Origin of the sequence: Reyranella sp. (genome assembly GCF_052439685.1) — a bacterium.
Classification (GTDB): Bacteria; Pseudomonadota; Alphaproteobacteria; order Reyranellales; family Reyranellaceae; genus Reyranella.
In genome coordinates, this window is record NZ_JBQVQG010000017.1 from 101,304 (window position 1) to 122,807 (window position 21,504).

At 67.9% G+C, this 21,504-nt stretch carries 16 protein-coding genes; 1 reads left to right on the forward strand and 15 read right to left on the reverse strand.

The genetic code is table 11. From position 1 onward, the window contains the following. Positions 1–40 precede the first annotated feature (40 nt). The 14 genes from ACT6UX_RS20460 to ACT6UX_RS20525 form a co-directional block, all read right to left on the reverse strand. Positions 41–3,517 carry an AAA family ATPase gene (locus ACT6UX_RS20460; RefSeq protein WP_444776994.1) on the reverse strand — a complete coding sequence of 1,159 codons (3,477 nt, stop codon included), beginning with the start codon at positions 3,515–3,517 and terminating at the stop codon, positions 41–43. Next, entirely contained in the window at positions 3,517–4,791 is a 1,275-nt protein-coding gene (locus ACT6UX_RS20465; RefSeq protein ID WP_444776995.1) for a metallophosphoesterase family protein, read from the reverse strand. Before ACT6UX_RS20465 ends, ACT6UX_RS20460 begins: the two co-directional genes overlap by 1 nt. 8 nt (positions 4,792–4,799) lie before the next feature. Next, a complete protein-coding gene (locus ACT6UX_RS20470; protein WP_444776996.1) occupies positions 4,800–6,875 on the reverse strand; it encodes a hydantoinase/oxoprolinase family protein in 2,076 nt (691 codons plus the stop codon). Between the two features lie 4 nt (positions 6,876–6,879). Then, positions 6,880–7,581 carry an ABC transporter ATP-binding protein gene (locus tag ACT6UX_RS20475; RefSeq protein ID WP_444777010.1) on the reverse strand — a complete coding sequence of 234 codons (702 nt, stop codon included), beginning with the start codon at positions 7,579–7,581 and terminating at the stop codon, positions 6,880–6,882. An 11-nt stretch (positions 7,582–7,592) separates the two neighbouring features. Beyond that, entirely contained in the window at positions 7,593–8,342 is a 750-nt protein-coding gene (locus tag ACT6UX_RS20480) for an ABC transporter ATP-binding protein (protein ID WP_444776997.1), read from the reverse strand. Then, positions 8,339–10,213 carry an ABC transporter permease gene (locus ACT6UX_RS20485; RefSeq protein ID WP_444776998.1) on the reverse strand — a complete coding sequence of 625 codons (1,875 nt, stop codon included), beginning with the start codon at positions 10,211–10,213 and terminating at the stop codon, positions 8,339–8,341. Before ACT6UX_RS20485 ends, ACT6UX_RS20480 begins: the two co-directional genes overlap by 4 nt. Before the next feature lie 101 nt (positions 10,214–10,314). Then, complete coding sequence (locus ACT6UX_RS20490; RefSeq protein ID WP_444776999.1) at positions 10,315–11,520, reverse strand: ABC transporter substrate-binding protein; 1,206 nt, start codon at positions 11,518–11,520, stop codon at positions 10,315–10,317. 77 nt (positions 11,521–11,597) lie between these two features. Next, positions 11,598–11,978: a hypothetical protein gene (locus ACT6UX_RS20495; RefSeq protein ID WP_444777000.1), complete on the reverse strand. Its 381-nt coding sequence runs from the start codon at positions 11,976–11,978 to the stop codon at positions 11,598–11,600. A 10-nt stretch (positions 11,979–11,988) separates the two neighbouring features. Beyond that, complete coding sequence (locus ACT6UX_RS20500) at positions 11,989–12,576, reverse strand: amino acid synthesis family protein (RefSeq protein ID WP_444777001.1); 588 nt, start codon at positions 12,574–12,576, stop codon at positions 11,989–11,991. Continuing rightward, positions 12,573–13,418 carry a UPF0280 family protein gene (locus ACT6UX_RS20505; protein ID WP_444777002.1) on the reverse strand — a complete coding sequence of 282 codons (846 nt, stop codon included), beginning with the start codon at positions 13,416–13,418 and terminating at the stop codon, positions 12,573–12,575. The genes ACT6UX_RS20500 and ACT6UX_RS20505 overlap by 4 nt, the downstream gene beginning before the upstream one ends. Beyond that, positions 13,415–14,845 (reverse strand): 6-hydroxynicotinate reductase, encoded by a 1,431-nt coding sequence (locus tag ACT6UX_RS20510; protein WP_444777003.1) that lies wholly within the window; start codon positions 14,843–14,845, stop codon positions 13,415–13,417. The genes ACT6UX_RS20505 and ACT6UX_RS20510 overlap by 4 nt, the downstream gene beginning before the upstream one ends. Continuing rightward, positions 14,842–17,550, reverse strand: a complete 2,709-nt coding sequence (locus ACT6UX_RS20515; RefSeq protein ID WP_444777004.1) for a molybdopterin-dependent oxidoreductase — start codon at positions 17,548–17,550, stop codon at positions 14,842–14,844. Before ACT6UX_RS20515 ends, ACT6UX_RS20510 begins: the two co-directional genes overlap by 4 nt. After that, on the reverse strand, positions 17,547–18,377 hold the full coding sequence (locus tag ACT6UX_RS20520; protein ID WP_444777005.1) for an FAD binding domain-containing protein: 831 nt from the start codon (positions 18,375–18,377) through the stop codon (positions 17,547–17,549). The genes ACT6UX_RS20515 and ACT6UX_RS20520 overlap by 4 nt, the downstream gene beginning before the upstream one ends. A gap of 58 nt (positions 18,378–18,435) precedes the next feature. Continuing rightward, positions 18,436–18,912, reverse strand: coding sequence for a MarR family winged helix-turn-helix transcriptional regulator (locus tag ACT6UX_RS20525; protein WP_444777006.1), 477 nt, complete (start codon positions 18,910–18,912; stop codon positions 18,436–18,438). A 275-nt stretch (positions 18,913–19,187) separates the two neighbouring features. Between ACT6UX_RS20525 and ACT6UX_RS20530 the strand changes: the two genes are divergently transcribed. Next, entirely contained in the window at positions 19,188–20,387 is a 1,200-nt protein-coding gene (locus ACT6UX_RS20530) for a CaiB/BaiF CoA transferase family protein (protein WP_444777007.1), read from the forward strand. Here the strand turns inward: ACT6UX_RS20530 and ACT6UX_RS20535 are convergent. Further along, the gene (locus ACT6UX_RS20535) at positions 20,374–21,369 is read right to left on the reverse strand and encodes an ornithine cyclodeaminase family protein (RefSeq protein ID WP_444777008.1); all 996 of its coding nucleotides are present in this window, start codon (positions 21,367–21,369) and stop codon (positions 20,374–20,376) included. The two genes, ACT6UX_RS20530 and ACT6UX_RS20535, sit on opposite strands and share 14 nt — an antisense overlap. Between the last annotated feature and the right edge of the window lie 135 nt (positions 21,370–21,504).

Consider the following 21,504-nt stretch of genomic DNA (forward strand, 5'->3'; position numbering starts at 1 on the left):
GAGCAGGAAGCGCAAATCAGCAAGCGGCCAAACTCGGCGATCACGCTCCCAACTGGTGCAGACGGGCCGTCGGACAGACACGCAAGGCGATTTCGGCCAGGTGGCGATGATGGGTGAGATAGATCACCTGTCCCACTCCGGCCATTTCGGCGAACAGGCGGAAGGCCTCCTCCGCGCGGAAGTCGTCGAACGACTCCATGATGTCGTCGGCGACGAAAGGCACCGACGGGCGTGACCGCGCAAACTCGTGGTAGCCGGCAACCCGGAGCGCCAGGTAGAGCTGGAAGCGAGCGCCTCTCGACAACTCCATCGCCGTCTTCGAGCGGCCGTCGGCGCCAACGGCGATCAGCGTCTCGCCGTCCTTGTCCGGCTGCGTGGCGAGGCCCTCATAGGTCCCGCGGCTGATGGTTCGGAACGCATCCGACGCGCGCGCCATCATCGAGCTGCGGTGCTGCTCGCGATAGGCCCGCAGGGCGTGTTCGGCCGCGGCAGAACCCAGCCTCAGCCGCAAGTAGTGCAACGCCTTGTCCTCGACATCGAGCTGCGTCGTCCGTCGCTGCTCCTCGATCCGAGCGACCGCGTCGTCGCCTCCCACCGCTTCGACGTCATCCACGGCTTTGCTGTGCTCGGAGAAGAGATCGCGGCTGCGCTGATCCAGATCGGCAGACCGCGGCTTCAACTCGGCCAGCTCGGCTTCGAGAGAGCCTCTTTCCAAGCCATCGAGGAGGCGTTCGGCCTCGTCGATCGTCGATACCTGCAGCATCGACACAATGTCGCGGACCGCCGCATCGTACTGTTCCTGCAACCCGCTCCTTCTTTCGATGGCTTGCAGTTTCACAGCCATCTCGCCGAGCGACTGGACGCCGAAAAACCCGGTCCGTTCGGCTTTGAGTCGTGCGTGGATGGCGACATCCTCGGCGAGAGCGCGTCGCTTTGCCCGCGCCGCTTCGAGGTCGCGCTTCTTGCTGAGACGCTCCGCCTCGGCCGCGCGCGCCGCATCGACGCGGCGCTGGATTTCGCGGGCGAGATCGAGGGTTGCGACCCCCGCCGAGGCAACGCCCAACTCCCCGGCCATGCCTTCGAGTTCCGCGGCAAAAGCCGCCTGGTCGTTCTCCATCTTTTCGATCCGGTCGGCGAAGCCCGCGCGCTTTTCGAGAGCGGGGCGCAACTCGACCAATGCCGCCAGAATCTCGCGGACCGCGCCCATCGACGGCATCGGGTCAGCATCGCCCAACCAGCATCGCTTGCCCGCAGCCTGCCAGGCGTCCGTCCACTCGTTCCTCGAGGCGGCAACTCTCTCCACCTCCCGCTCTCGCCTCAACAGGTCGCGCTGGCGCGCGGCAAGCGCCGCCCGCAGGTTCTCGAGTTCACCCTCCCGGTCGATCGCACTCTGCGCCGTTTCCAGAAGCCCCTCGAAGCTTGCCTCCGCCTCGACCGCGATACCTCTTGCGGCGAGGGCCGCCGTGAGCCTGTCGCGCGCCCTCCTCGCGTCCGAGTCCGCTCCGTCCCTGTCGTTTTGCGCGGAGAGAAGGTTCGCTCGCACTTCCAGGGCCAAGGCGCGCCGCGACAGCCAGGCCTCCAGCTGCGGCACGGTCATCGTGACCGGCAGCGCCGGGGACGCATCGCCAAGCGCCGCCGCGATCTCGTCTCCCACGCGCTGCAAGACCGCCGCCGCCGCATCGCGCAGGCCCACGGCGCGCCCAAGCGCCTGCTCCGCCACCACGAGCGCACGGGTCGCCTCCTGCAGCTTGACGAGGTCAGTCGTGTGTCCGAGCCGGGTCGTCGTCACGAGGTCGTCCTGGCGCAGAGCCACCTCGAACGTGTCGGCCGAGGCTTCGTCGAGCGTCCGTCGATGGCTGGCCCAGGCGCGCTCCCGCGCCATGCGGACCTCGCTCGCTTCCTGATCGCTGACGACGCCCGTGACACCCAGCGCATCACGCTCCGCCTTGATCCTGTCGCGCTCGGTGGTCAGCCGCTCGATATCGTCCTCGTGCCGGTCGACCAGCCGTTGCGCGGCGGCCTCCTCCTTCTTCCACCGCTCGACGGTACTGGAGTCCGGCAGCTTCAAGCCTGCCAGCTGCTCGATATCGCCCGACCAGGGGTGCAGGTCCCGCAACCGCTCGTCCAGCACGCGCAGATGCGTGGCAAGCGAGCGGTCGGCAAGGCGCCGCCGCGCCGCGTGATCGTCGGCCCGCAGGGCTGCGACGACCGGACCAAGCGTGGCGGCAAGGCTAGACGGGGTGCGTTCCCTCTCGCTGGCGCCTCCGGCCTCCTCGAGCTGGACCTGTGCTTCCTCCACACGGTCTCTGGCGCCGTCGAGCTCGTTCTCGGCGGCCTTCAGGGCGGCCTCGATTCCGGACCAGCTCTCGATCAACGCCCGCAGGGACGCCGTGATGGACGCGCCCAGCAGCAGCCTGCCCGGCTCCGGCTCGTCCTTACGCTCGATCCGTTCGAGGATGCCCGAGATGACGAGGTCGACCTCCCGCGACTGCAGCCGGCGCTCTGGAATGTCCTTGGTCGCCGTGACGTATCGGGCCCGGAGATCGGAGAGGCCGCTGAACCGTGGGGCCAGGGCGAGAGCGGCCTGATCGACGACGATCGACGCCAGCTCACCTTCCAGCCTCGCCACTTCGTCCTCGGCGGCCTGTGCCCGCGTCTCCAGGGCGATCTCATCCTTCTGCATCCCGGGCAGCTGCTCCGCCCAATCGCGCGGAACGTCCGGAAGATCGGCGAGCGGCAGCAGACGTTGCCGGATGTCTCGCAGCTCTCCGAGGCGCGGAAGGGCGAACAGCAGTCGCTCGATCTCGCCGCATCGGGCAGCGATCCTGGCGCAGTCTCCCAGAGCCTCGTTGTATAAGCCGAAAGCCTTGTCCCGCGTCGCGACCAGCTGGGCATATTGCGCGGCGAAGGTGTCGATCTTCTCTCGTTCGGCCCGCAACGTCGCCAGCCGGGCCTTGAGATCGGCCAGTTCTCCGCTCCGGGCGCGGTACCTGTAGAACCTGTCGGCTTCGCCCCGGATCTCCTCGAGGTTGCGGCCCAGATCGGACAGGCCTGCGCTGGCCGAAAACAGCAGCTGCCCGAGATCGCCCTTGCTCGCGAGGATGCTTTCGCCCCCCTTTTCCAGCGTGTCGTCGTCGAGCGAGAACATCGTCCGGTAGGAGTCGCGATCGATGCTGCCCAGCTCCGCCTGGATGATCGCATCCGGGACCGGCTGGTCGCTGGAGTCGAGGAGGCTGTTCTGTGCCCGCTTCACCCTGACCAGTTCGCGGGTGCCCCGCGCAAGTTCGAGCACGGCACCGATGCGCATCGTTGGATACGGATGAAGGAAGTTGAAGCGGGACCGCGGCTCGATCCCGAACAGAAAATCCAGGAACGCCGCCAACGCCGTCGACTTACCCGCCTCGTTCGGACCGTAGAGGATGTGCAGATCGGGCTGCTTCTCTTCCGCCAAGCCGAAATCGATACTTTGCCCGGTGAACCTGCCGTAGCGCGTGAGGTCGAGCCGCCTTAGGCGCATCAGCCCTCTCCAGCTTTCGCCTGGGCATGAAGCCTGGCAAGCACATCGTCGGCTCCGTCCTGGGCCAGCGACAGAACGAAATCCTTGAGCCCCGCCTCGTCGGCCCCGAGGAGATGCCTGCATTCCTGCGGCAGTTGCCCCCTCAGTTCCTCGCCGATCTCGACGGCCTCTCGCTGGAACGCATCGGAGCGGACGATCTCGCTCTCGATCAGCCGACGCAACTCCGCGATCGGATCGCCCGGTGACATGGGGAGCGTGCCCGACGGCTGGCAGTCGATTTCCAGCTTCTCCAGGCTGCACCCGCCCATCGCGGCGGCGCGGTGCTCCACATCGGCCCTCAGGAGATCGAGATCGCTGCGGATCCGCCACGCCAGGGGGGTCTTTCCAGCGATCTTCAACCGGACCACCAGGTGGCCCGCCGCGACACTTTCCCGGGTCCTTTCCATCGCTTTGGCGGCCGCCGCGATCAGGTCGCGCCATTCGTCTATTCCGCTCGCGTCGACGACGGTCCTCTCGAACTGCGCAACGCTCGTGTACCGTTCCTCGATGTCTATCGAACCGTCATCGGCGATCGTGCCCAGGGTGACGGACCTTGCCCCGGCCTCGTTGATATCGCGGCCCTGAGGGTTGCCGGGCATCACGATGGTACAGGCGCCATCCGCGACGAAGCGCTTGTGCACATGGCCGAGCGCCCAGTAGCGGAAGTCCGTGGCGCGCAGATCGGCGACGCTGCACGGTGCATAGGGATCGTGCCCGATCGCCCCGGCCAGGCTCGTGTGCAGGATCCCGACGTTCACCGCCCCCTCGACGGGCGGCTTGTAGCGCGGCAGGAGACTGTCCGGCGCGTGAGGCTGCGCGAAACTCAAACCGTGAATCACCACGCGAGGCTTGCCGGCCGCACCCTCGATGGGGATGGCCTCGGCGCGGCCGCTGAAGACCTTGACCGACTCGGGGAGGACGAGTTCCTTGGTGATGCGCGACAGCGCATCGTGATTGCCGCGAACGATGAAGACCCGGATGCCAGCCTGGTCGAGGCGATGAAGCTGATCCGCAAAATAACGCGCCGTCTTCATAGACGTCTGATCGCCGTCGTAGAGATCGCCGGCGAGGAAGAGCGCATCGACTTCCTCGGCGAGGCACAGATCGATGATGAGGGTGAAGGCCTGACGCGTCGCGTTTCCGATCAGATCGGCAAGCTCGGGATTGCGGAGCGCGAGCGATTGGAGTGGCGAATCCAGATGGATATCGGCCGCATGCACGAAGCGAAACGCCATCGATATCCCTACTCTGCCGAGGTCCGGATCGTGTCCTGACGGCTCACCGAGATCAACAGGTTGCCGAGCCTGTCCTGCCGGACGGTGTCGCCCGGTTCGACGACGGTGGTGCAGTCGAGCTGTTCGAGGATCGCCGGGCCGTCGAGCGTGGCATCGAGCGGCAGCTTCTCGCGGGCATAGACCGGCGTGTCGTGCCAGCCGTCGCTGAACCAGACGCGGCGGGTGCCGAGCTGCGCGGCTTCGAGCGTGGCTGCGCGCTCGGTCGCGGCGAGCGCGGCCAACGAGATTTCCGGGCGCACGCCGATCACCGCGGTGTGCAGGTTGACCAGCACCGGCGGGATCTCCGGCAGCTCAATGCCGAAGCGGCGCCAGTAGGCGGCAGCAAAAGCCTTGTGCAGGCCGGCAACACCGATGGCGGCACTGTCGACGCCGACCGTCAGGATGTGGCTCTGACCCTGGAACTGCATGTCGGCCGAGAGCACGCGCCGCAACTCGCGCACCGGCACGCCCTCGCGCGCGATCGTCGCCTCGCCCTCGGCCGCCTGCTCGGCATAGATGCGCGCCACCGTGGCGTCGTCGACGGCGGACAGCGGCTTGTTCACGGTGCGCACATAGTCGTGGCGCAGATCGGCCACGACGCAGCCCAGCGCATTGGTGATGCCGGGCCGCACCGGCACCAGCACGGTCGGGATGGCGAGTTCGCGCGCGAGCGCCGTCGCATGCAGCGGACCCGCACCGCCGAAGGCGAACAGCGCGAAGTCGCGCGGATCGTGGCCGCGCGACAGCGACACGAGGCGCACGGCGCCGGCCATGCGGTCGTTGGCGATGCGCAGGATCGCGGCCGCCGCCGCTTCCGCATCGAGACCGAGCCGCTGGCCGACCTTCTCCAGCACCAGCCCGCGCACGTGATCGAGCGTCACCGGATGGTCGACGCCTAAAAGCTTGTCGGGGTTGAGACGACCCAGGACCAGGTTGGCGTCGGTGATGGTGGGCTCTGAACCGCCGCGGCCGTAGCAGATCGGACCGGGCCGCGCGCCGGCGCTCTCGGGGCCGACCCGCAGCATGCCCGCCGCATCGACCGAGGCGATCGAGCCGCCGCCGGCGCCGATCGTGTGGACGTCGACCATCGGCACATGGATCGGCATGGCATATTCGAGTTCGAGCTCGCCCGAGACCTGCGGCACGGCGTTCTCGATCAGCCCGACATCGGTCGAAGTGCCGCCCATGTCATAGGTGATCAGGTTGGGGTGGCCCGAGGCCCGGCCGGTATAGGCCGCAGCCATCACGCCCGAGGCGGGACCGGACATCACCGTGTTCACCGCCGCCTCGGCGATCAGCTGCGAGGAGATGGTGCCGCCATTGCCCTGCATCACCAGCAGGTCGCGGTCGTAGCCCCTGGCCTTCAGCTCCGTGCGAAGGCGCGAGAGATAGCGGTCGAGCACGGGCTGCACCGAAGCATTCACCGCCGCCGTCACGCCGCGCTCGTACTCGCGATATTCCGACAGGATGGCGTGGCCTGCCGTGACGTAGGCGTTCGGCCAAAGCCCGCGCACGATCTCGGCGGCGCGCCGTTCATGCACAGGGTTGATGTAGCTGTGCAGGAAATGAATGACGACCGCCTCGCAGCCCGCCGCCAGCAGCGCCCTCGCGGCGTCGGCGACGGCCGCCTCGTCGAGCGCCGTCAGGACCTTGCCGTCGGCATCCATGCGCTCGGGCACTTCGAGCCGCACCTCGCGGTCGATCAGCGGCATGAAGGTGCCGCGCAAGCCGTAAGCCTGAGGGCGCGTGCGGCGGCCCAGTTCCAGCACGTCGCGAAAGCCCTTGGTCGTTATGAGCCCGACCTTGGCGATCTTGCGCTCGAGTACGGCATTCGTGGTCGTCGTCGTGCCGTGCACGACCGCCTGCAGCAGCGCCGGATCGAGCCCCGCCGCCGCCAGCGCCGCCATGAAGCCGATCGCCTGGTTGTCGACCGTGGTTGGTACCTTGGCGAGCCGCACCTCGTTGGTGGCCGGATCGATCGCCAGCAGGTCGGTGAAGGTGCCGCCGACATCGATGCCGACGGTGAAGCTGCTCTTGGACGCCATGGGTTCAAACCGAAAGATATTGTTCGCGGAGGGAGTCGTTGGCGGCCAGCTCGGCCATCGAGCCGCCGAAGCGGATCTGGCCCTTCTCGATGATGTAGGCGCGGTCGGCGACGCCCAGCGCGAAATGCAGGTTCTGCTCGCACAGGATGACTGACACGCCCTCGCCCTTCAGCGCCCGGATGGAATTGCCCATCTCCTCGACGATGATCGGGGCCAACCCCTCCGACGGCTCGTCGAGCAGCACGCAGCTCGGATTGCCCATCAGGGTGCGGGCGATGGTCAACATCTGCTGCTCGCCGCCCGACATGCGCCCGCCCGGCCGCTCGCGCATGCGCGCAAGGTTCGGAAAGAGCGCGAAGAGCTTCTCCTCGGTCCAGGTCGGCACGCCGGCGCGCGCGGCCTGCCGGCCGACTTCGAGATTCTCCATCACCGACAGTTCGGTGAAGATGCGCCGTTCCTCAGGGACATAGCCGAGACCAAGGCGCGCGATGCGATAGGACGGCAGGCGCTCAATGCGCTTTCCGGCGAAGCTCACCTCGCCGCGCGCCGGAGGCACCAGCCCCATGATCGCCTTCATCGCCGTCGACTTGCCCGCGCCATTGCGACCGAGCAGCGCCACGACTTCGCCGGCGCGCACTTCCAGCGAGATGCCATGCAGGATATGGGCGCGGCCGTAGAAGGCGTGCAGGTCCTTCACTTCCAGCATCGGGGCCGGCGTCAATGCGCGCTCCCGAGATAGACCGCGCGCACGTTGGGGTTGGCGCGCACTTCCGGCGGCGTGCCGCCGGCGATCAGCACGCCGCGGTCGAGCACGATGATGCGGTCGGCCTGGGTGAAGACCACGTCCATGTCGTGCTCGGTGAACAGGACGGCGATGTTGCGCGCCCGCGCCAGCCGCGCCGCCAACTCCATCAGCGCCACGCGCTCCTTGGGCGCCATGCCCGCGGTCGGCTCGTCCATCAGCAATAGGCGCGGCTCGTTGGCCAGCGCGATCGCCAGTTCCACCCGCTTCAGATCGCCATAGGCCAGCACGCCGCAAGTCCGCTCCGCCTGGTCGAGCATGCCCACCTGGTCGAGCAGCGCGTCAGCTTCGGCATGGAACGCCGCACCGAAGCGCGACAGCAGCGAGCGCAGCCGGCCGGCATGGGAATAGAGCGCCATCTGCACGTTCTCGCGGACGCTGAGCGAGGCGAAGGTGGCGGTGATCTGGAAAGTGCGGCCGACGCCCAGCCGCCAGATGGCGCGCGGACGGAGGCCGACGATATCGCGGCCTTCGAGGCGCACGATGCCGGAGTCGGGCACGAGCTGGCCGTTCAGCATGTTGAAGCAGGTGCTCTTGCCGGCCCCGTTCGGCCCGATGAGCGCCAGCATCTCGCCGGCCGACACGGCGAAGGACACGTCGGCCACGGCCTGCACGCCACCGAAGGACTTGTGCAGCCCCTCGACCTGGAGGATCGCCTGGCTCATGCCCGCTGCTCCCGCCAGCGCGCGACCAGCGCCTTCAAGCCGCCGACCAGTCCTTGCGGGAAAAGCAGCACGATCAGCAGGATCACGCCTCCCATGACGGCGCGCCAGAATTCGGTGTTGCGGGCCACGACGTCGCGCAGCCAAGTGAAGATCGCGGCGCCGACCACCGGACCGGTCAGGGTCTCGACACCGCCCAGCAGCACCATGATGAGCCCGTCGGTCGATTGCGCGATCGAGATGCTCGACGGCGAGATGCTGCCCTTGGAGAAGGCGTAGACCGCGCCCGCAAGGCCGGCCAGCGCGCCGACCAGCACGAAGGCCGCCCACTGGAAGCCGCGCAGATCGATGCCGATCGCTTCGGCCCGCAGCGGCGAGTCGCGTCCGGCCCGCAGGGCATAGCCGAAGGGCGAGAACAGCACGCGCCACAGAAAGACGATGCCGGCGCCGCACAGCACGAGCGCGAGATAGTAATAGGCGGTCTTGTCGGCAAGCCAGGCGGGCGGCCAGATGCCGAATACGCCGTTGCTGCCGCCGGTGACGGAATCCCACTGGAAGACGATCGACCAGCTGATCTGTGCGAAGGCGAGCGTCAGCATGGCGAGATAGACGCCCGAGAGGCGGACGCAGAACCAGCCGTAGACGATGGCGAAGGCGCCGGCGACCAGCGGCGCCAGCAGCAGTGCGGCTTCCATTGGCAGGCCGAAGCGCTTCATCAGCAGGCCCGCGGCGTAGGCGCCGATGCCGAAGTAGGCGGCATGGCCGAACGAAACCATGCCCGCCGGCCCCATGATGAAGTGCAGCGAGACCGCGAACAGCGCGAAGCAGACGATGTCGGTGAGCAGGATCGTGGTGTAGCGGTCGGCAGCCAGCGGCACGAGCGCGAGCAACACCAGCCAGACCAGCGCGAAGGTCCAGGATGGCACCTGCAGCCGCGGCGCCGGTTCGGCCGCCCGCTGCGCGGCCTGCGGCTTGCCGAGCAGTCCGTACGGCCGCACGACCAGCACCAGCGCCATGATCAGGAACTCGACCACCAGGGTGAGCTTGGAGAAGGAGACCTCGAAGCCGAACCAGGTCACCGTGCCGATGCCGATGCAGAAGGCCTTGGCGACGCCGATGATGATGGCCGCCAGAAAGGCGCCGCCGATGCTGCCCAGCCCGCCCACCACCGTGACCACGAAGGCGTCGGCGATGATGGCGAGGTCGAGTTCGAGATTGGCCGGTTCGCGCGGGATCTGCAGCGCCCCGCCCAGGCCCGCCAGGACCGAACCCACGAAGAAGACCGAGGTGAAGAGCTTGGCCTGGTCGACGCCCAGCGCGCCGACCATCTCGCGGTCCTGGGTCGCCGCCCTCACCAGCGCGCCCCAGCGCGTGCGCGTCAGCAGCAGCCAGACGAGCCCCAGCACGACCGGGCCGATGGCGATCAGCAGCAGGTCGTAGGCCGGAATCCGCCGCCCCATGATCTCGACTGCCATCGAGAGGCCCGGCGCGCGCGGTCCGACCAGATCCTCCGCGCCCCAGGTGAAGAGCGCGATGTCCTTGATCACCAGCACGACCGCGAAGGTCGCCAGCAGCTGGAACAGTTCCGGCGCGCGATAGATTCGCCGCAGCACCAGCACCTCGATCAGGATTCCGACCAGCCCGACCGCAAGGGCGGCCAGCACGACGGCGCCCCAGAAACCGAGCGGCGTCCGGCCGAAGATCTCGATCAGCGAATAGGCGCCGTAGAGCCCCAGCATGTAGAGCGAACCGTGCGCGAAATTCACGATCCGCGTGACGCCGAAGATCAGCGACAGACCGGCCGACACCAGGAACAGCGACGCGGCCGCCGCCAGCCCGTTCAGCAGCTGGATGAAGATGGAAGCGAGGGTCACGCGATGGCCGAGGAAGAAGAGAATGTCATCCCGAGCACAGCGAGGGACCTTTCACGATGTCTCAAAGGTCCCTCACTCCGTTCGGGATGACGGCTTTACCGTCAGTTCTTCGGCCGCATCTTCTGGACGTCGGCGTCGCTGGGCAGGGCGTCCTTGCCGTCGACGAAGCGCCAGTTCTTCATGTAGCCCTTGCCGTCCTTCACGCCGATCTGGCCGACATAGGCCCCCATGGTCGACTGATGATCGATCGGCCGGTATTCGATCATGCCGAACGGCGTGATGAGCTTGAGGCCGCTCATGGCGGCGACCAGCTTGTCCTGATCGAGCGAACCCGCCTTCTTGATCACCTCGGCTGCCGACATCACGGTCGCGTAGCCGACGACCGAGCCCAGCCGCGGATAGTCCTTGAACTTGGCCTGGTAGGCGTTGAGGAACTTGGTGTGCTCGGGGGTCTTGAGCTCGCTCCACGGATAGCCGGTGACGTACCAGCCGTCGGGCGATTCCTCCTTCAGCGGATCGAGATACTCGGGCTCGCCGGCCAGCAGGTTGAAGACCTCGACGCCCTTGAACAGGCCGCGGGTCTGGCCCTCGCGCACGAACTTCGCGAGGTCGGGGCCGAACAGCGAGGAGAAGATCGCGTCGGGCTTGGCGTCGGCCAGGGCCTGCGCCACCGCGCCGGCGTCGATCTTGCCGAGTGGCGTCGCCTGCTCGGCGACGAACTCGACGTCGGGCTGCTTCTCCTTCAGGAGCTTCTTGAAGGCGGCCGTGGCCGACTGTCCGTACTCGTAATTCGGATAGACGATCGCCCAGCGCTTCTTCTTGAGCTTGACCGCATCGGGAATGAGCATCGCCGTCTGCATGTAGGTCGAGGTGCGCAGGCGGAAGGTGTAGGCGTTGCCCTGATCCCAGACGATCTTGTCGGTCAGCGGCTCGGCAGCGATGAACAGGACCTTGCGCTGCTTGGCGAAGTCGGCGACCGCGAGGCCAACGTTCGACGGGAAGGTGCCGATCAGGAAGGCGGCGCCCTCGCGGCTCAGCAGCTCTTCAGCGACGCGCACGGCGTCGCCGGGATTGCCGTTGTCGTCGCGGCTCACCACCTCGATCTTGCGGCCGAGCACGCCGCCCGCGGCGTTGACCTCTTCCACCGCCAGCTCGATGCCCTTCTTGTAGGGTTCGAGGAAGGCCGGGAAGACCTTGTAGCTGTTGAGTTCGCCGATCTTGATCGGCGCCTGTGCGGCAGCCGGTCCGACGAGCGACAGCGCCACGAGCGCGGCCGTGCCGGCGAGCAGGCGATTGCGGGTCAGCATGACATCCCCCTTCTGAACAAGTGAAAAAATTCCCCGTGAACCGACCCTAGCGAGGCCGGCCCCTCTCCCACAAGCGTTCAGTCGGCAAAGCTCGACCGGGCCTGTATTCCCCAGCGACCGTTTTGACGGGTCACGATGTAGATCGTCTCGAAGGAGCCGAGCCGCGAACCGTCCGCGCGCCAGCGGCTGAACTTCACCTTGAGATGGACCTTGTCGCGGCCGACATGGATCGGCGTGCGCTCGTCCCAGGTGCTGTGGTGCCAGCCGTCGCCGGCGCGGGCGACGAAATCGCCCAGCTTGTAGTCGCCATGGTTCGGCCAGACGACGACCTTGCCGCCGGCCAGCCGCACATGCGGGAAATTGCAGGCGTCGTTGACGGCCGGCTCATCATGGCGATTGAGCCCGTCGATGTAGGCGTCCATCACCTTCAGGGCGGCCGCCAGCGCATCCTCGTTCATCGCTGCCCCCTCATCGCTGACCATCCCCCAGCTTGATCCCGTCCGGCGCCAGCCCGCCGACCCTGGCATGGGGCCGGCCGCCGATCGCGGCGGCGACGATGAACACGATCTCGTCCGGCCGCGGCCCGTCGGGCACGCAGAACTCGATGGCGTCGAAATGGCTGCGCACATAGGCCGCCGTCACGTGATGCAGCGGAATGTCGATGCGCGCGCCGGCGGCCGCGACTTTCACCGTCGAGGGCACGATCGACTTGGCGCCGCCCATCGCGTGGCGAATACCGAAGCCGCTGGGCTGGTGCCACAGCGCGGCATGCTCCAGCTCGCCGTTCAGCCCGACAATGGCGCCCTTGCCATAGGCCTCCAGCTCGGAGCCTTTGGCGCCCAGCATCTTGATCACGCGTTCGGTGAGATCGACCGCGAGCGGCTCCAGCGCCTTCATCATCGGCTGGATGTCGACCACGTGCCTTCTGGCATAGGGATTGGCGATGACGCCGCCGACCACGGCCTTGGTGACCGGTCGCGCCAGCACCGGCCCGAAGTCGTGGAGCGTCTCCTCGACCGTCGCCACGTATTTCCGCACTTTCACCAGATCGCTCATCCCGCCTCCGACAGAGCAAGCGGCGTGCCGCTTGTTTCCAGTCTCCAATGTCCCTGCAGCGACAGGGCCGCGCTGTCGATCAGCCCGCACAGCCGCAACCGTCGCGCCTCCGCCAATCCGCGATCGAGCGCCGCGTCTACGATCTCCAATGGCAGGTCTCCAACCGAGACCGTCACTTGAAGTTCACCGAGATCGCTGTCCGGATCGAGCGCGCGCGCGGGCCGGCGCTCGATGGCAGGATGGTCGGCATTCACTTCGTTGGCGATCATCGTCGCCGCGGCATCGGCGGCCGCGGCCGTGGCGGCAGGCACGGTCACGGAGTCGGCGATACCCAGCGAGAAGGACCGCCCGCCCCGCCCCGAGGTCGCGATACCACGCACTGGCCGCTCATGCGCGAGCAGCGCCACGCCGTCGAGTACTTGCGCGAAAATGCCCGCCCGTAGCGACTGGCCCGGCGCCAGATGGATCGCGATGTCGCCACCGTCGTTCACATAGGCCTTGTCGAGCGTGCGGCCACGGACCAGCGCCTGCAGCATCTCGTCGGCGACGGCGCCGGCAACGGCGGCCATCGGTGTGATGTAGCGAGCGCGATGCGGCCACACCGCTTCGGCCATGCGCCGCGCTACCGGTCCCTGCAGCAGAGGATAGGCCTCTCCGACCGGCCGGCGCAGCACGCTCAGCTCACCGACCAGAACCGGCAGGATATCGCCGAAGCGATCAACGGCCTGCGCGTAGGCAAGCTCGACCTCGTCCGTCACGCCGAACGCCTCGACGATGAGGTCGATCGGCCCGTGCTGCAGATGCAGCCGTCCGTCGCCGAGACGGGCGGCAACGGCGCTCATCCGACCCGCACCTTATGGTGGGCCAGCACGTCTTCCAGGGTGACCGCGCGCGAGGCGTAGCCGCCCAGCGCGGCGTAATCGTCGGCGCGCAGGGTGAATTCGATGGGCGCGACCAGCGCCGGCGTCGGCACATAGCCGAAGGATTTCTCCGGCATGCGCGCCACGTCGACCATCAGCGTGATGCCGCCGCCCGGCCAGATGAAGGCCGGCGCGCCGCCCAGCGTGACTTTGGTGAGCGTGTCGCGCACCGATCGGGTCAGCCGCACGGGGTTCTCCGTGACACCGGCGCGCAGCGAGCCGCCGGCGCCAGCCATGAACAGCACGGTGCAGAGCGCGGGTTCGCAATTCTCGGCGATGCGTTCCACGACATGGCGCACTGGCGCGGGCATCTCGGCGGGCCGCGGCTTCAGCTCATCGTCGAGCGTGAACCAGGCCGAATGCTCGCCGGTCGTCGAGACCATCAGCAGCTTGAGCCCGGGCCAGGCCTGCTTCGGATCGATCCTCTCGATGATCTCCAGCGGATCGCTGACATTCGTGCCGCCCCAGCCCAGCCCCGGCTCGGCGACCTGAAAATAGCGGCCCGGCGTCGAGCGGCGGCCGCGCACGCGGATGCCGGCGGGCTTCATGTCGAGGAAGACACCGCCCTGATGCTCGCTCAGCACGCCGGTGATGTGGTCGTCGACCACGATCACCTCGTCGACATGGTCTTTCCATTGCGGCGCGAACATGCCGATGGCGGCCGAGCCGCAGCCGACCCGCATGCGCTCCTCGAGCGCGCCGTTCACCACCGGCGGCTTGTCCGCCTGCACCATCACCGTCGAGCCGCCGTCGATGGTGAGTTCGACGGCCTCGCGATTGCACAGCGCCAGCAGCGCATCGCAGGTGACGACGCCCTCCTTCTTGCTGCCGCCGGTGAGATGGTGGACGCCGCCCAGCGACAGCATCTGCGAGCCGTACTCCGCCGTGGTGACGTGGCCCACCGCCTCGCCCTTCACCCGCACCGCCGCCTGCTCGGACCCGAGATAGCGATCGGTGTCGATCTTCACCTTGACGCCGCAGTAGCTGAAGATCCCCTCGGTCACGACCGTGACCATGTCGACGCCGTCGTGCTTCGACGAGACGATGAACGGCGCGGGCTTGTAGTCGGGATAGGTCGTGGTGGCACCGATGCCGGTGACGAAGGCGCCCTCGCCCTTGCCCAGCTCGCCACGCCACGCCTCGCTGCCTTCGATGAAAGCGACGCGCGCGAGATCGGGCTTGGCCAGCAGCAACAGTGGATCGACCCGCACCAGCGCGCCGTTTTCGTTGGCGTAGCGATCGCAGGCGCCGGCGCGGCCGGGGCGGATGCGGCAGAGAACGGGACAGGCGTCGCAGCGCACGATGCCGGCGCTGCGCTCGGCCTCCGAGAGCGAGATGTCGTCGCTCATTGCGGCTTTCCCTTCCGTGCGACGATCGCCTCGCGCAGGCGGTGCGGCAGAAGCGGGACGCGGTGCGCACGCACGCCGGTTGCATGATGGACCGCGCCCAGGATCGCAGGCGCCGTCGGCACCAAAGCGGGCTCGCCGATTCCCTTGGCGCCCGAGGGACCGAGCGGCTCGCGATCCTCGATCAGGAGGCACTCGATCGCGGGAACGTCGCCCACGGTGGGAATGAGATAGTCGTGCAGGTTCTCGGTCCGGCCGGGCAGATATTCTTCCATCAAGGCGAGGCCAAGCCCCTGCGCCACGCCGCCCTGGATCTGGCCTTCGACGAGGGTCGGATTGATGGCGCGACCGACATCGTGCGCGGCCACGATGCGCAGGACCTTGACCGTCCCCAGCTCGATATCGACCTCGACCTCGGCCAGTTGCGCGGCGAATCCATAGGTCGCATAGGGGACGCCCTGCCCATCGGCATCGAGCGGCGTGGTCGGCGGATCGAAGGTGCCTTCGCCCATCAGCGGCGCTGCCGTCGCGAGGTCGATCGTCCGCACCTCGGCGCCATCGCGGACCGAAAGCGTAGCGCCGTCGAGCGAGAGCGCCGCCTCTGGACCGGCGTTGGCCAGTCGAAGGATCTGCTGGCGCAGATCGTGGCCGGCCTTCTCCGCGGCCTTGCCCGACACGAAGGTCTGGCGCGACGCCGACGTCTTGCCGGCATCGGCCGTGAGATCGGTATCGCCGGTCACAAGGGCAAACTGCGATGCCGGCAGCCCGACCGCATCGGCTGCGATCTGCACCATGATCGTGTTGCTGCCTTGCCCGATGTCGAGCGCACCGCTGTAGAGCGTCAGCGTGCCGCCGGGCGACAGGCCGACCTTCATCCTCGAAGGATTTGACATCGAGGTATTGCCGATGCCGTACCACATGCAGCCGACGCCGATGCCACGGCGATGCGAGCCAGCCACTTCGTTGAAAGCAGCAATATCCTCTTGCGCCTTCCGCCAATACGGCCGCAGCGCGTCGAGGCATTGCGCCAGGCCGGCGGAATGCGTGAGCGTCTGGCCGGTCGCGGTCGTATCGCCGGCGCGCAACGCGTTGCGATGCCGGAACTCCAGCCGGTCGATGCCAAGCCTGTCAGCGAGTTCATCCATCATCGCCTCGTGGGCGATGGCCGCCTGCGGCACGCCGAAGCCACGGAAGGCGCCGGCCGGCGGTCCGTTGGTGAAGTAGGCCTCGCCCCAGCTCCGCACGTTGGGGACGGCATAGGGTCCCATCGCATGCACCGGCACGCGATTGGCGACGGTCGGCCCCCAGGACGCATAAGCGCCGGTGTCGAACAGGGCGGTGACGTCACAGGCCAGGAGCTTGCCCTCGGCATCGCAGCCGAACCGCGCCGTGACCCGGGCCGGATGACGCTTGGTGCTGGCGGCCATGCTTTCGGGACGGGTGTAGACCAGCGCCACGGGCCGCCCCAGGGTCCAGGCCGCGATGGCGATCAGCGGCTGCACCGAGAGGTCGAGCTTGCCGCCGAAGCCGCCGCCGCAGGCCGTCGGCACGATGCGCACCGCCTCGGGCTTCAGCCGCATCAGGTTGGCGATCTCGTCGCGGTCCATGTAAGGCGTCTGCGTCGTGGCATGGATTTCGATCCGGTCGCCGACCCGGCGCGCCCAGCCGGCCTCGGGTTCGACATAGGCATGCTCGACGAAGGCGGTCTCGAACGTGCCTTCGGCCACAGCGGCGCAATCCTCGAACGCAGCCATCGCGTCGCCGCGCTTCACCCCGCCCTTCAGCAGCAGATTTCCCGGCTTGTCGGCCTGCACCAGCGGTGCGCCTTCGGCCATCGCGGCGTCGACACCGAACAGAGGCGGCTCGGGCATCCACCTGATGGGCACCTCGTCGTCGCGGATCGTCAGCACCTCGGCACGCTCGCCGACCAGGGCGACGACCGCCTCGCCGCGATAGCGGACCAGCCCGTCCGCGAGGACCGGCTGATCCTTGATGTCGGGATAGATGCCGTAGCCGTTGAACGGCACGTCCGCCGCCGTCAGCACCGCCGTGAGGCGTCGCCGCAGCGGCTCGAGATCGCCCAGTTCGAAGCGCGCGCGCGCATGGGGCGAACGCACCACGCGGATCCACAGCGCGTCGGCGGGAATGCCGTCGGCGCCGAACACGTCGCGCCCCGTCACCTTGGCCGGACCGTCGACCCGGACGATGCGAGAACCGATGGCTCCACCGGCGGCCGGCGCGGTCGCCGGCGCCGAGGCCACGACGTCCATCACCGCGTCGACGATCTTGCCGTAGCCGGTGCAGCGACAGAGCACGCCGCCCAGGAAATCTTCGACCTCGGCCCGGCTCGGTTTGCTGTTCCGCCGCACCAGTTCCTGTGCGGCCATCAACATGCCCGGCGTGCAGATGCCGCACTGGGCCGCGCCATGATCGAGGAAGGACTGCTGGAGCGCAGCGATGGTCTCCCCGGCGGCGGCAAGACCCTCCACCGTCTCGACGCTGCGGCCCGCGACCTGGCCCATGGCCACGAGACAGGAACAGACCTGCCGTCCGTCGAGCAGCACCGTGCAGGCGCCGCAATCGCCGGCATCGCAGCCGACCTTCGTTCCGGTGAGGCCGAGATCGTCACGCAGGGCCTCCGCCAACCGCGTGACCGGCGCGCCTTCCCAGTCCATCGCTCGCCCATTCAGGATGAAATCGAGCTTCATGCAGCCACCTTCGTCAGGAGCCGCCGCAGCAGAACCAGGGTCGCATCGCCACGATAGGCCGCGCTGCCGCGGATGTCGTCGATCGGCGACAGGGGCGCGAGATGGGAAGGCTCGACCCGTTCTGCCAAATGCGCGTCGAAAGACGCTCCAATCAGCGCCTGTTCCAACTCAGGCAGGCGCTGCGCCACGGGCGAACACGCGCCGACGGCGACGCGGGCGGCGGCGACTTTCCCCTGTGCGACCTCGACCACGACAGAGGCCATGGCGATCGAGATCACGAGGTATCGCCGCGCGCCCAGCTTCACGAACGCGCTCCTCGCCTCGGCGCGCGGGCGCGGCACATGGAGTGCCACGACGAGCTCGCCGCGCTGCAGGGCCGTCGTGCGCACACCGGAGATGAAGGACGCGAGCGGCAGGCGCCGTGTCCCGTCGCGGCTCGCCAGCTCCACGTCGGCATCGAGCGACAGGAGGGGCGGCACGCCATCGGCGGCGGGCGAGGCGTTGCAGATATTTCCCGCAATCGTACCGCTATTCTGGATCTGCCGGCCGCCCACCTCGCGCGCCGCCTGCTTCAGCCCGTCGAACAGAGGCGGCAGGGACGCTTCGGCCAGTTCGGCCCATGTCGTGGTGGCGCCGAGGCGCCAGCCGACTTCCGTCTCCGAAATGCCGCGCAGGGCGGCAATTCCCGCAATATCGAGAACGTCCTCGATGATCGAGCGTCCGACGCGCGCCGGATAGAAGTCGGTGCCACCGGCCAGCACCGTGAAAGGTCGGGTCAGTGCCTGGAGAGCCTCTTCAAGGCCTCGGGGTCGGAGATAGGCGCCCATATCGTTCGTGTACGTACGATGACACAGGCTCCGTGCGTGTCAAACGAATGAGTCGGATTCAGATGATTCGCGAGAGAAGATCGAGAAGCTGCTTCTGTTCCTGGGAGCTGAGCGGCTTCAGCGTCTCGCGCGAGACCGCCGGCCCGTTGAGCAGCAGCCTGTTGACCAGCTTCTGGCCGTCGGTCGTCAGGCTGAGCAGCGTGCGACGCGCGTCGCCGGGATCAGGCCGCGAATCGACGAACCCGCGTTCCTTCAGCCGGCGCACCACGCCCTGCATGGTGGCCTTGTCCATGCCGACGAGACGACCGAGGAGGTTCTGGGACAGCTCGCCATATTCGCCGAGCTTCGCCAGGCTCGAATACTGGGTCGGCGTAATGTTGGGATCGCCGATCCCCCCCTGGAAGATCGCGCTCGCCCGCTGGTGGGCCCGCCTCAGCAGGTAGCCGATCTGGTCTTCGATGCGATAAGGCCTGGAGGCCGCGCTGCTCGATGCCGCCTTAGGCTCGTGCTGCTTCTTTGCAACGTTGCTTCGCATCGCCCCCCCGGCTTGCTGCTCCTTCGCTACACCGGCAGGGCTCGTCGCACAACGGTCACATGTGCCTCTATATCCGAGTATGCCGACAGGGGAATTTCCAAAACTCCTGCAACCTCACGTTCCGGCGCGCGACGATTCTCTCCCGATCACCGGGCATTATCCCAACGCCTTCAAGGATTTCCGTCCGCGTTTTGCGGCGCAATGGCAGCAACGATGACGCGCGAGCGGGGCGGTGGCAGTGTCGCCACACACCATTCGCAACACAGGACAATAAAATGCCCGGCGCGCTCGAAGGCATCAGGATCGTCGACCTCACCAACATCATCCTCGGCCCCTACGGCACGATGCTGCTGGCCGACCAGGGCGCCGACGTCATCAAGGTCGAGGCGCCCGAGGGCGATGCGGTTCGTCATATCGGCAAACCCGGAAAGACTCCGGGCATGGGTCCGACCTATCTCTACGTCAATCGCAACAAGCGCTCGCTCTGCCTCGACCTAAAGAACAAGGAGGCGCGTGCCGCCCTGCTCAAGGTCGTGGCGACCGCCGATGCGTTCGTCCACGCCTTGCGGCCCCAGGCCATCGAGGCGCTGGGCCTCGGCTACGAGGAGATCCGCAAGGTGAAGCCCGACATCGTCTATGTCGGCGCCTATGGCTACTCGGCCGAAGGTCCTTACGGAAAACTGCCGGCGTACGACGATGCCATCCAGGCTCGTTTCGGCATTGCCGACCTGATGGGCCGCGCGGCCGGCGACGACGTCCCGCGCTACCCGCCGACGATCATCGCCGACAAGACGGTGGGCCTCACCTTCGCCTTCTCGACCCTGTCGGCCCTGATGCATCGACAGCGGACGGGCGAGGGCCAGTTCGTCGAGGTGCCGATGTTCGAGACCATGTCGGCCTGGCTGATGGTCGAGCATCTGTGGGAGCGCACCTTCAGCGACGAGGGCGAGGTCGGCTACACCCGCCTGCTCGCCCGCACCCGCAAGCCCTACCGCACCCTGGACGGCTGGATGGCGATCCTGCCCTACAACGACAAGCACTGGCGCAACTTCTTCGAACTGGTCGGCCGGGCCGAAGTGCTGGAGGACCCGCGTTATTCGACCATCAATGCCAGATCCATGCATATCGGCGACATGTATGCGATGGTCGAGGCGCTCGCGCCGTCGAAGACCACGGCCGAATGGGTGAAGCTGCTCGACCAGGCGCAGATCCCGAACGCGCCGGTCTCGAAGCCCGCCGATCTGTTCGACGACCCGCACCTCGTGTGGCGCAAGCTGTTCAAGAAGTATCCGCACCCCTCGGAAGGCGAGATCATGATGGTCGAGCCGCCGATGACGATGAGCCGGACACCGCCCGCCATCCGCACCATGGCGCCGCTGCAGGGTCAGGATTCGCGCGCCGTCCTGGCCGAAGCCGGCGTCGGCGCCGACGAGATCGCGGCGCTGAAGGCGGCGGGCGCGCTCATCGAGCCGTAGCTTCGACCGCCAACTCCGCGGCCGCCAGATCCTCGAGCGCAGCGCCGACCGACTTGAACAGGGTGATCGACGTGCGATCGCCGGCGGCGCGGCCGCTTCGTTCGCCGCGCGCCAGCTCGAACAGATCGGCGATGACGGCCGCCTCCGTGATGGCGCCACTGGCGAGGGCCTGGACGACGTCGCCGCCTTCCTTCAGGGCGCCGGCGCGGGTGTCGACATAGAGACGGGCGCGCTGGACGGCCCGGTCGTCGCTCTCGCGCATCTGCGGCGTGTAGGCGCCCACCAGGTCGACATGCTGACCTTCGCGCAGCCAGTCGCCTTCGACCAGGGGCTCCTTCGAGAGCGTGGCGCAGGAGACGATGTCGGCTTGTTCCACCGCGGACCTGCGGTCGCCGACGGCCCGCACGGTGACCGGTCGGCCGACCGCTGCCGGCAGGGTGGCCGACAGTCGTTCGGCCAGGCTCTCGGCCTGCTTGGCCGTGCGGCCCCAGATCGCCACTTCGCGGATCGGCCGCACCTTGGCATGCACCCGGATCAGTTCGGGCGCGAGGGCACCGGTTCCGATCATCAGCAGGCGCGCGGCATCCGGCCGCGACAGGTAGCGCGAGGCGAGGCCCGAGGCGCAGGCGGTGCGCCGCTTGGTCAGCATCGTACCGTCGAGCAGCGCCAGCGTGGCCCCCGTGCTGCCGTCGAGCAGCAGATACTGGCCGTAGATCGAGGGCAGCGAGCGCTTGCCGTTGTCGGGGAACACGGTCACGACCTTGACGCCGACGCGGCCGGAGGTGCCTCCCGGCCGAGAGGTCGTCCAGGCCGGCATCAACAGCAGCATCGCATCGGACGATCCGGCGCCGAGCGGCTCCCGGATCGGATGATGATGCCGCACCGGCATCTCGCAGCCCGCCCGGAACAGTCCGTCGAGCCGGTCGATCAAGGCGAGGTCGTCCAGGGCGGCGTCGATCTCGGCCGCCGACAGGACCTTCACGAGAACGGACCCCGCGTGGCACGGGTGCCGAGTTCGGGCGCCACGAGGGCGCTCTGGCGTTCGAGGGCACGCTGGTCGCGCGGCGCCGGGCCGCTGGGCGCGGGCGGTTGCGCCGCCGTCTGGGCAGCGCGCAGG